The sequence below is a fragment of the Microbulbifer okhotskensis genome (assembly GCF_023895975.1).
Lineage (GTDB): Bacteria > Pseudomonadota > Gammaproteobacteria > Pseudomonadales > Cellvibrionaceae > Microbulbifer > Microbulbifer okhotskensis.
In genome coordinates this window covers 24,752-34,589 of sequence record NZ_JALBWM010000044.1, presented here as the reverse complement: position 1 = coordinate 34,589, position 9,838 = coordinate 24,752, and the positions used below count along the sequence as shown (strand labels likewise).

Sequence of the window (9,838 nt, the reverse complement as noted above, 5' to 3'; positions counted from 1 at the left end):
AAGCAGGCAACAGCAGTATTAGCAGAAGTGAAAAAGTTTCTTTCTGTATTCCAAGGTTTAAAGAATCGCAAACCCGAAAGGGTCGCGGTAAAGGCAGATAAGTTTCAGATAGTTCAGCGCGCAATAGTTGCTGAATTACGCAGACAGAAAAGGGAACTACATCTGCAAAGGAAATTACCCCCCCCGATGTGCTGAGTGTTGAAGGGGTTCATATTTACCCATTTGCGGCATGAACTTATAAATTAATTTTGCGAGGGATATGCAATGGCACACCCAATATACAAAGACCTCCTGGAGCAGTGGAGAGAAAAGGCTAAGGAAATAGCCGGCACCAGCGAAGGGTTTACTTTCTACGACCCCGAATTTAATGAATTCCTGCATTGGATGTTTTCGCAGTTTCAGGCGGTTGGTGAATCTACACAACCTGCCCCAGACAACAGCGTGGTGGAATTTATAAATAAGGGGCAGCGGTTAAGGGAGCAATACCCATCATTGTGCATAGAGGTTGCCAGTACCAAGAAAGCAGATTGGATGGCATGGGTGGGCCCGTTCCCCGACGATATTGAATCCACTGCTTTTGGCTTTGGGTCAACTCCAGAGGAAGCATGCAAGGAGTCGCTGGGGATATTATCTGAAATCCCTGAAGTTATGGAGGCCATCAATGATTAACTCGGTCATAACAGAAAAACCAATTTTATTTAATGGAGATATGGTGCGTGCAATTCTGGATGGCCGTAAAACCCAGATGCGCAGGCCAATAAAACCGCAGCCATTTAATGGCTTAAGCAATAAGGAAGCTATCAAACAAATCGGTGGTTTGCCTGCGGGCCGCTCTTTATATCAAGAGATAAATAGTGCCTGGCAAAGCAGATTTGTCGACATTAACTGCCCTCTGGGTGAGCCCGGTGACCGCCTGTGGGTGCGCGAAGCCTGGAAGCCTTCCATTTCTCATTCATGCGCAATGGACATCTGTGACTGCGGGGATGTGCAGGTAGAGTATTTAGCTGATGGTAGTTTCGAATTCTTCAGGGATGACGACATCGCTGAAAGCTGGACCATGCCCAAATCAGCCCAGGAAGGAAATGATACACCCTCAATCCACATGCCCCGCTGGGCCAGCCGTATCCACTTAGAAATAACCTATGTTCGCGTTGAGCGTATTCAGGACATCAGTGAAGCAGATGCAAAGGCCGAGGGTGTGGACGGCCCAGAATCCGCAGCCGCTCAATTTTGTGGTTGGTATGAGAAGCCGCTCCCTGCATTCCGCAGGCTTTGGGAATCTATCTATAGCAGTGACAGCTGGGATCAAAACCCATGGGTATGGGTTGTTGAATTTCGCCGAATAGAACAGCAGATAGGGGTGGCAGCATGAAAATGCAAACTGGAATTGTCGAGGGTGAGATAGCGGCTTCGGTCGCTCCTTAGCCTACAGGAAAGGATTATGAGCGAGATACTTACCGATGCACAGTTGCGTAGATTGACTGGCGCAAAGTCCTCCGAAGCACAGAAGTTGGTGTTAGAGGAGAATCAAATTCCCTATGTGCGCCGCAAGGATGGCACTCCTGCAGTAACCTGGGCCATGGTCAACCAGTCCAAATTGGCTTCACGGCCAAAGGATAAATTGCTCCCACTTGGATTCAATCTAGAGGCCGCCAGTTAATGGGGAGACTCAGAAAACCTGAAAACATTTGGATGCCACCCTATGTTGTGCGATACCCGCGTGGATATCGAGTACGCAGGCGTGGATACCCGATTCAACATTTGGCCGCCCCTGACGCCAGTCGATCTGAAGTGTGGGCAGCTTATGAGCGCTGGCAGGCTGGCCTAGAGGTCAAAAACACCACTGTGAATGACTTAATTGACCTCTACCTTGCCTCCCCTCAGTACACCAAGCACCTAAAGCCCAGTACACAGCGAGACTATGAGCGCTACAGCAAGCGAATTCGTAAAGTGTTTGGCGATATGGACCCCGACACTATCACCTCCCCTATCATTCAGATGTTTCTGGATGCGCGCGGGGCCGAATACCCTACGGCAGCTAATCGAGAAAAGACGTTCCTCGGAATAATAATGACCTGGGGAAAGAGCCGCGGCCTGGTAAATATCAGCAACCCATGTAATTCGGTGAAGCCGATGCCGGAAGGCCCTGGAGGCCGGTATGTTGAAGACTGGGAGTATGACGCTTTTTGGGGATTTTTAGGTGCAAAGGGTCACCTCATGCACCAGTGTGCAATGGAGATAGCCTACCTGTGCGCCGCGCGCCAACAGGATGTACTCGCCCTCTCGACTGAGCACATTCGGGAAGAGGGATTATTAATTGTTCAAGCTAAGACGGGAAAACAACAAATAAAGTTATGGTCGCCCCGATTAAAAGAAGCCGTTGAAATGGCCCTGTCCGCCAACACCCAAACCAAGGTGCAAACTTCCCACATACTAAGAGGTCGTACCGGTCGAGGATACACCCGCACCGGATTCAATGCTGCCTGGCAAAGGGAGCAGCGTGCAGCCCTAGAGGGTGGAGTAATTAAGAAGCGCTTTCGGTTTCATGACCTAAAAATTAAGGCGATCTCCGATTTTGAGGGTGACGCTCAGCGCTTCTCCGGGCATAAAACAAGATCCATGGCTGAGCGCTACAATCGCACTCCAGACCACGTAGATACACTCAATAAAACCAGAATTGGCACCAAGGATTGGCACCACAAGGCCAAAAACGAAAAAACCCCGCACTAGGCGAGGCTTTAAGTCCTTGATAAACAAGGAAGTATTTGGGGTGGCCGACGGGTTTCGAACCCGCGACATCAGGAATCACAATCCTGTGCTCTACCAACTGAGCTACGGCCACCATAGTAGTGATATATACTTCAGCACCTTACGGCAGTACTGAGTACCGGACATCTCTTGCAGCCAATCTAGCTTCAGACTAAGTCTTTTTTGCCAAACCAGCCCATCTTGTTAAGATGGCACGCCCGGCAGGACTCGAACCTGCGACCATCCGCTTAGAAGGCGGATGCTCTATCCAGCTGAGCTACGGGCGCAAGGTAAACCCGGTGAATTGGTCGGGGCAGAGGGATTCGAACCCCCGACATCCTGCTCCCAAAGCAGGCGCGCTACCAGACTGCGCTATGCCCCGTTTTCCAATTATTCGCACTTCCTTAATCTGGGTTACCGCCCTTGGGGTGGTTGTTTAGATCGCGTTAGTTACGAAGTGCGCGCATAGTACTGATCCCCCAGACCTGTGTCAACGCTTCTAAGCTATTATTTTTTAAGAAGTTTATCCTTTTGCCTATCTAGGCCCCGAAGTGGCGAAATTATTCCCAACCTGTGCGAAAATGGCACACTTCACGAAACCGACCGGTTAAATAGTAAGCAGCTCCAAAAAAGCCGCCCGCTTCCGCCCTTCTATATACAGTAGGCGCTGAAGCAGACTCCGGTCTATTAGTACTCGATTTTTTATTGTTAGAGATAGTATCTATGTCTGCACTGGTTCTGGATGGCAAGGCCCTAGCACAGAAAACGGAAGAGGAACTCTCGGCTCGGGTAGCCGCACTAAAGGAAAAGAGTGGCGGCCAAACGCCTATCCTGGCGACCATCCTGGTGGGTGGTGACCCCGCTTCCGCTACTTACGTAAAGATGAAGGGCAACGCCTGCCACCGTATCGGCATGGACTCCCTGCAAGTAGAACTGCCCTCCTCTACTACCACTGAGCAACTGCTCGCCAAAATCGATGAGCTCAACACCAACCCCAATGTCCACGGCATCCTGCTGCAACACCCGGTACCAGCGCAGATTGATGAGCGCGCCTGTTTCGACGCTATCAGCCTAGAGAAGGATGTAGATGGAGTCACCTGCTTGGGCTTTGGCCGCATGGCAATGGGGGAGGAGGCCTATGGCTGTGCCACACCTAAAGGCATTATGCGCCTATTGGAAGCCTACAATATTGAAATGGAAGGCAAGCACGCCGTTGTTGTGGGCCGCAGCCCCATTCTGGGTAAGCCGATGGCGGCGATGCTACTAAATGCTAATGCCACCGTGACCATCTGCCACTCCCGCACCCAGAATCTGGCCGAGCATATCCGCCGCGCCGATATCGTGGTGGGGGCTGTAGGTAAACCGGAATTTATCAAGGCTGAGTGGATTAAAGATGGCGCAGTGGTTGTCGATGCCGGCTACCACCCTGGTGGTGTGGGCGATATCGAACTGGACCCGCTGACTGAGCGCGTTGCCGCTTACACCCCAGTGCCCGGTGGTGTTGGCCCCATGACTATTAATACCCTGATCTATCAATCTGTCGATTCCGGTGAACGTAAAATTGGCTAACCTAATTCGTCTAGATAAAGCGGTCAGCCAGGTCACCGACCTATCCCGCACCGATGTAAAGCGCGCCGCCTGGGCGGGGCGCATTACTGTGAATGGGGAAATAGTCACTAGCGCATCTACCAAGATACAACTCAGTGACGAGCTGTGCCTGGATGATGAGCCCCTGCACGAGCCGGGACCTCGTTACATTATGCTGAACAAGCCTTTGGGTTACGTGAGTGCCACCAAAGACGGCGAACATCCCACCGTGCTGGACTTGATCGACGAACCGAATAAGTCCAGGCTGCATGTCGCCGGGCGCCTGGACATTGATACCACAGGGCTAGTACTACTTACCGATGACGGCCAGTGGTCTCATAAGGTAACCTCGCCAAGCCACCATTGCGAAAAGACCTACTACGCTCTACTGGCTGAAAAAATTGAGGAAGATGCCGTGGCAAAGTTTGCCAAAGGTATCTGGCTCAATAATGAAGAAAAGAGAACCAAGCCCGCCAAGCTGGAGATCCTCTTTGCCAATGAAGTGCGCATCACCATTGGTGAAGGGCGCTATCATCAGGTCAAACGCATGTTTGCGGCTCTGGGTAATAAAGTCGTTGAGTTGCACAGGGAGAAGATCGGCGGAATCATTTTGGATGAAGAGCTACAAGAAGGTGACTATCGCCTCCTCAGCTCGGAAGAAATAACCTCTATCAAATAAAAATACATGTCTGCCCTTCTACATCAGGAACTCGTCCAGGCCCCAGAGGAAACCCTGTGGGTCGCCGACGAAAATAGCAAACCCCTCTTACACCAAACGGGGTTTCATTTTCCCGGCGATTTGCTCAGCAACCGCTGGGATATTGCCGAACTCGCCGAAAATACGGTGAAACGGAACTTCTTTAACGACTTCCACTTCGAGGAACTCGACCGCAAATATCGACGAGTCGTCTACACCGTGTCGAAAGAGAAAGCGGTGGTGCACCACATCATTAATCAGGCCCCACACTTTCTCGGTGAAGGGGGAGAGCTGGTACTACTCGGGGGGAAACAGAGCGGAATCAAAAGCTATGCCGTGACAGTTGCCGAGCACTTAGGTATTGAGAAACACCTGAAAAAGCACGGTAACGAGTATGTCAGCAGCAACTTGATTACCCATGTCGAGCAAGACAAATCAGTCGGGGAATTTGAATACACCGAACTGCAGGTCCTGCCTGAAATCGGCAAGCTGTACACCAAACCTGGGGTGTTTGGCTGGAACAAAATCGACAAGGGCAGCGCTCTCCTAGCACAACAGCTAACCACAGAGCTTCCCCGAGACCGTGCGCGCATTGTCGATCTCGGCTGTGGTTACGGCTACCTAAGTGTGCAGCTTGCAGCGCTGGGGGACTTCCACTTTACTGCCACCGACAACAATGCGGCGGCGTTACTGGCCTGTCGCAAGAATTTTGCCGTCCAGGATATAGATGGCATTGTCGTGCCCTCTGATGCGGGATCTGAGCTACAGAGTGAAATTGCCGATCTGATATTGTGCAACCCCCCATTTCACCAGGGTTTTCAGGTGGAGGGCGATTTAACAGACCGTTTTTTGCAGCAGAGCGCTCGGATACTGAAAGATTCCGGTACGGCAATATTTGTTGTTAATGAATTTATTCCCCTCGCAAAAAAAGGGCCGCGCTACTTTTCACAAGTAGAGCTGATCACCAAAGAGCAAGGTTTTTGCGTGTATCGCCTGCGCCCCTAGGGCGCAGGCTGGGCAGTACAATAGTTAGCAGTCGCCTGAGAATTAGTAATCTCGTAAATTAAACAAGTTCATGGAAAGCGTATGCTCTTCCAACTCCTCCAATTGTCGCAAACGCTCAAAAGCATCTCGCGCTGAAGGCGTTTCAGCACCCTGCGCCAAGTCGCGATACTGATCGGCTAGGTAGATCTCGATATCCATTGCCAGCTTCGCAATCTGCTGCAAATCTTCGAGATTGATTCCACGCAAGCGCTGTAAAAACTCTTTCTCGCGTCCTTCCGGTGCAAACTGCACCCAGGTATGCAGGGCCCCCGGCGGCAGGTCTGCATGGAAGTTCTCCAATGAATGCTTCATGGAGTCTTCCCTTCGTCGCAGCTGATCCAGCAGCAACTCAACCCGCTCATTGGTGGCAAGCTGCTCATACTCTTCGTACTGCAGCGCCAATTTGGCATGAAAATCCCTTCCTTCCTGAATCACTTCCTCAACAGTTTTGTACCGCATCAATTGATCCCGGCAGAACACTTCACTCCTAATCAGTATAGACACGGGGTGACAAAGGGCGCCAATGAATATCATCATTGAAGCGACAGAGATTTGTTGAGCAGCGAGGATCAGCGCAGTTGGCGCATTCTGAAGTCCAGGCGCCGACCGGGGTTGGCTGGATTAATCTTTTCAGGAGCCCGATCCATCAGCTCACTTTTGCGCAGGGCCTTTCTACTGACCGCCAATATGTGATTTTCGTACTGGGACATATCTGCCATCCAAACGCCTTTTAAGCGCTGGCGCATAGCCTTATGGCGCCAGGCACTGCCTTGCAGTTCCGCACGATCAGCAAAGTTGCTGACCAGCACTCCATCGCGATGTAGTAACCGCATCAAGCTGGAACACCAGTACTTATCGGCGGCCACTGCGCGCTGTGCCACACCATCACCGTGCCCAAACAGGTCATCGATCACCAGATCGAAGGGCTGATGGGATGACTGGCTGAGATGGTCGCGCACATAATCGCAGGCATCGGCACACACCAGCTCCACATTGCGCACGCCAAAAAAGCGACGGGCAACATCCAGATGGACCGGGTCCAGATCCACCCCAACGATATGTTTAGCCGAGGTAAACGCCTGCAGCAAACGAATCAGTGCGCCACCGCCCACACCGAGTATCAATACCGAATTCAGTCGATTCTCAGGAAGGAAAAACGCCGGTAACAGCAATAGCTCCCACAGGGAACCCTTGAGGGGATCGCGGGGATTCCACTGGGAGTGAAAAACCCCATTACTGTAAAGACGGACACTCGCGCCGTGATTGCGCACCTGGTAATGGGTGCCGTCAACCTGCCTCTGCCAGAGCAGTGCCATTAGTCTTTTGGTAAATCAGACGATTTCAGTAATATCTGGGCAAAACCCTGCAGGCCCACCAGATCCTCTTCACTAAAGCGGCCGACGGTGGGGCTGTCGATATCCAACACCCCCAAGCAACGCCCACTCGTGTTATACAGCGGGATCACCACTTCAGATGCGGAAACCGCATCGCAGGCAATATGTCCCGGAAACGCGTGTACATCTTCCACCAACAGGGGTTCACCGGAGGAAACCGCTGCACCACAGACACCGGCACCCACCGGTATACGAGTACAGGCAGGCTTGCCCTGGAAAGGCCCCAGGCGCAGTTCATCGCTGTGCAAGAAGTAAAAGCCAGCCCAATTGATATCTTCAATTTCCATAAACAGCAGTGCACTGGCATTGGCGGTATTAGCCAGCCAGTCCCGCTCGGAGGAGAGCAGCCCTTCGAGTTGCCCATTTAACGATGTGTAAAACTTGCTCGGTGACATAACCTAAACACCCCTTGCCTACCTCTGAATGCAAATAGTGCCGGCCAGAACCGGCAAGCCCGCAAAATATTAACCTGCGAGAGGCGGGTATTTTGCGGGCTTCAGCGAGGGAATCAATAACAATGTAAAAATTACTGATAGGGATCGACAACCGCCGGCTGCTCACCCGACTGCTCTTGATACTGATCTGCATCCACCGAAGGGCGAGACCACTCACTTTCATCCTCAGGATGACGGCGATTGGACTGGATAGCCGGGGGGGCTGCGGTGACGTCCGATGCCATAACGTTGCGTGAATTATCAAACCTCTTTTCTACTGGGGACTTGGGTGCTACTGCGGTGTTGCCTTCACGGCGGATACGGCTGGCCATGGCGCTCAAGTTGGGACGGCGACGATCGGCGAGTTTTGTCGCCTCAAGCTCACTGTTAAGCCTATTCACTTCCGCTTGCAGGTCTCCCATTTGCGCTTGCAATTCGGTAATCTGAGTCAAAACACCTTTGACCTTACGGCTTTCCTTCTCATACAAAACAGCGGCACCGCCAAAGGCCAAAACAAAAATGACCAAGATGGAAAATTGTCGCATAGTAAACTCCGGAAACTTCCCTTGTTATTTAAAGGGAATTTTTACAGTAAATTCCCTGTATCTTCCGAGAGATTGCGCATAAAAAACAAGTTCTAAAGCTGACCGAAGCCTTTGCGACAGCCTCGACCCTGAAAAAACCGCCAAAATTTATCCTATAGTGACAGAAAACACTCCATACCCAGGCATCAAGCCAATGCAGATATCAACTTACCAAGCACTGCTGCCTCTTGATCTACGTAGCGATTCTTCTTTGCTATCGCTGGTATCAAGGTACTGTCGGCATATTCACAGCCGATTTTTTCGATCGGTTTTTGCCGCTCCTTACCCGCCTGCTCAGGATTATGACCGCGTTTGCTACAGAGAATATCCAGCAACAAATCGTAACCCGGACGCCAGCATTGCAGTTCAGGAAAGCTTTTTCGCAAGGCAGCAGCAATACGCATTCCTGCACAATCCAGGTCTCCCCAGAAATAAATGGGCAGAGCCAGAATATTATTGCCATACCACCATTCGAGAAATTGCCTCCGGGCATCTTCGCAAACCGAATTAAACGCACTAAATTGAGCGATATTCTGATTGCGAATTCGCTCGGCGCCACCCTGGTAGCCCTCACTGTAAACCAGTGCAGTGCACTTGGGCTTCAGTTCTGCCAGGCGGATAAAGGTGTCCTGGTTTTCAATAAAAATCACCTGTTCGAACTCTTCGGGCAGATAAAGGTGGAACAATAACTGACGCTGTTGAATATTCTGGCTTAGCTCTGGGTATAAGTTGCACACCAGGGATTGGCGACTGTGTAACTCAAGGTACTTGGAGTCCCCGTTAAAACAGCGGGCGGCCAATTGCCGCCAGGAAATTTTCTCGCCCAAGCGCAACTCATCACCAATAGCGGTCCAGCAGGAGATCTCTTCTTCGATAGATTGGAAGCCCGCCTGCAGCTGCAGCCCCCCCAAAGGAAAAGCTGTGGGATTTTCAAAGCGGTCTGTGAACCGCTCAAACGCGGTAGACCAGGCGAGATTTCGTAGATTCGGGCACGGACGTTTCAACCACAGGCGCAATTGATCTTCGCAGGCATCTCGAAAGATCAGCTGGGCTCCCTGCCACTCGGCAATACCCGGCCGTCTTTTGGGGTTTGGCTTGACCGCAAAGCACTGGTACTCTTTGGCGAAGTATTGGAGTTCATCCCACAGCACTTGCTCATCCTGGCTGGGGTCTCTCAGCGGCTCTAACACCTGCTGCCAGCGTTTACTTCTGGCTCGTAAATCCAGCCTATAACTGATACGGGCTTCCTTGCCTCGCTCAAGTTGGCTATCCCGCTTATCCAGAAAGAAATTCAGGATTCCTATCAACAATGGATTGTCTTCAACCCAATACGGCAATGCCTTTTCCATC

At 51.4% G+C, this 9,838-nt stretch carries 13 protein-coding genes and 3 tRNA genes; 8 read left to right on the top strand and 8 right to left on the bottom strand.

Annotated features, from left to right (window positions below):
• The 5 genes from MO867_RS11555 to MO867_RS11535 all read left to right on the top strand — a co-directional run.
• Nucleotides 1-195, top strand: a 195-nt coding sequence (locus tag MO867_RS11555) for a hypothetical protein (protein WP_252466806.1), incomplete at its 5' end; no start/stop codon positions are given.
• A gap of 69 nt (nt 196-264) precedes the next feature.
• Nucleotides 265-669, top strand: coding sequence for a hypothetical protein (locus MO867_RS11550; RefSeq protein ID WP_252466804.1), 405 nt, complete (start codon nt 265-267; stop codon nt 667-669).
• The gene (locus MO867_RS11545) at nt 662-1,372 is read left to right on the top strand and encodes an ASCH domain-containing protein (protein ID WP_252466802.1); all 711 of its coding nucleotides are present in this window, start codon (nt 662-664) and stop codon (nt 1,370-1,372) included. The genes MO867_RS11550 and MO867_RS11545 overlap by 8 nt, the downstream gene beginning before the upstream one ends.
• 69 nt (nt 1,373-1,441) lie before the next feature.
• Nucleotides 1,442-1,660, top strand: a complete 219-nt coding sequence (locus MO867_RS11540; protein ID WP_252466800.1) for a DUF4224 domain-containing protein — start codon at nt 1,442-1,444, stop codon at nt 1,658-1,660.
• A 47-nt stretch (nt 1,661-1,707) separates the two neighbouring features.
• Complete coding sequence (locus MO867_RS11535; protein ID WP_252466798.1) at nt 1,708-2,730, top strand: tyrosine-type recombinase/integrase; 1,023 nt, start codon at nt 1,708-1,710, stop codon at nt 2,728-2,730.
• Nucleotides 2,731-2,766: 36 nt separating this feature from the next.
• Here MO867_RS11535 and MO867_RS11530 read toward each other — a convergent pair.
• The 3 genes from MO867_RS11530 to MO867_RS11520 form a co-directional block, all read right to left on the bottom strand.
• Nucleotides 2,767-2,842, bottom strand: a tRNA-His gene (locus MO867_RS11530).
• A 116-nt stretch (nt 2,843-2,958) separates the two neighbouring features.
• A tRNA-Arg gene (locus MO867_RS11525) sits at nt 2,959-3,035 on the bottom strand.
• Nucleotides 3,036-3,053: 18 nt separating this feature from the next.
• Nucleotides 3,054-3,130, bottom strand: a tRNA-Pro gene (locus MO867_RS11520).
• A gap of 341 nt (nt 3,131-3,471) precedes the next feature.
• Between MO867_RS11520 and folD the strand changes: the two genes are divergently transcribed.
• The 3 genes from folD to MO867_RS11505 are packed head-to-tail and all read left to right on the top strand — an operon-like array spanning nt 3,472 to nt 6,037.
• Nucleotides 3,472-4,317, top strand: coding sequence for a bifunctional methylenetetrahydrofolate dehydrogenase/methenyltetrahydrofolate cyclohydrolase FolD (gene folD / locus MO867_RS11515; RefSeq protein ID WP_252466796.1), 846 nt, complete (start codon nt 3,472-3,474; stop codon nt 4,315-4,317).
• Entirely contained in the window at nt 4,310-5,014 is a 705-nt protein-coding gene (rsuA, locus tag MO867_RS11510; RefSeq protein WP_252466794.1) for a 16S rRNA pseudouridine(516) synthase RsuA, read from the top strand. The genes folD and rsuA overlap by 8 nt, the downstream gene beginning before the upstream one ends.
• Before the next feature lie 6 nt (nt 5,015-5,020).
• Nucleotides 5,021-6,037 carry a class I SAM-dependent methyltransferase gene (locus MO867_RS11505; RefSeq protein WP_252466792.1) on the top strand — a complete coding sequence of 339 codons (1,017 nt, stop codon included), beginning with the start codon at nt 5,021-5,023 and terminating at the stop codon, nt 6,035-6,037.
• 42 nt (nt 6,038-6,079) lie between these two features.
• On the opposite strand, the gene MO867_RS11500 is transcribed toward MO867_RS11505, so the two are convergent.
• The 5 genes from MO867_RS11500 to MO867_RS11480 all read right to left on the bottom strand — a co-directional run bounded on the left by MO867_RS11500 (nt 6,080) and on the right by MO867_RS11480 (nt 9,837).
• Complete coding sequence (locus MO867_RS11500; RefSeq protein ID WP_252466790.1) at nt 6,080-6,535, bottom strand: hypothetical protein; 456 nt, start codon at nt 6,533-6,535, stop codon at nt 6,080-6,082.
• 110 nt (nt 6,536-6,645) lie between these two features.
• The gene (locus MO867_RS11495; RefSeq protein WP_252466788.1) at nt 6,646-7,392 is read right to left on the bottom strand and encodes a spermidine synthase; all 747 of its coding nucleotides are present in this window, start codon (nt 7,390-7,392) and stop codon (nt 6,646-6,648) included.
• Complete coding sequence (gene msrC / locus MO867_RS11490) at nt 7,392-7,865, bottom strand: free L-methionine (R)-S-oxide reductase MsrC (protein WP_252466776.1); 474 nt, start codon at nt 7,863-7,865, stop codon at nt 7,392-7,394. The genes MO867_RS11495 and msrC overlap by 1 nt, the downstream gene beginning before the upstream one ends.
• 131 nt (nt 7,866-7,996) lie before the next feature.
• Nucleotides 7,997-8,449 carry a hypothetical protein gene (locus MO867_RS11485; RefSeq protein ID WP_252466774.1) on the bottom strand — a complete coding sequence of 151 codons (453 nt, stop codon included), beginning with the start codon at nt 8,447-8,449 and terminating at the stop codon, nt 7,997-7,999.
• Nucleotides 8,450-8,634: 185 nt separating this feature from the next.
• A complete protein-coding gene (locus MO867_RS11480; protein WP_252466772.1) occupies nt 8,635-9,837 on the bottom strand; it encodes a Wadjet anti-phage system protein JetD domain-containing protein in 1,203 nt (400 codons plus the stop codon).
• Nucleotide 9,838: the final 1 nt, after the last annotated feature.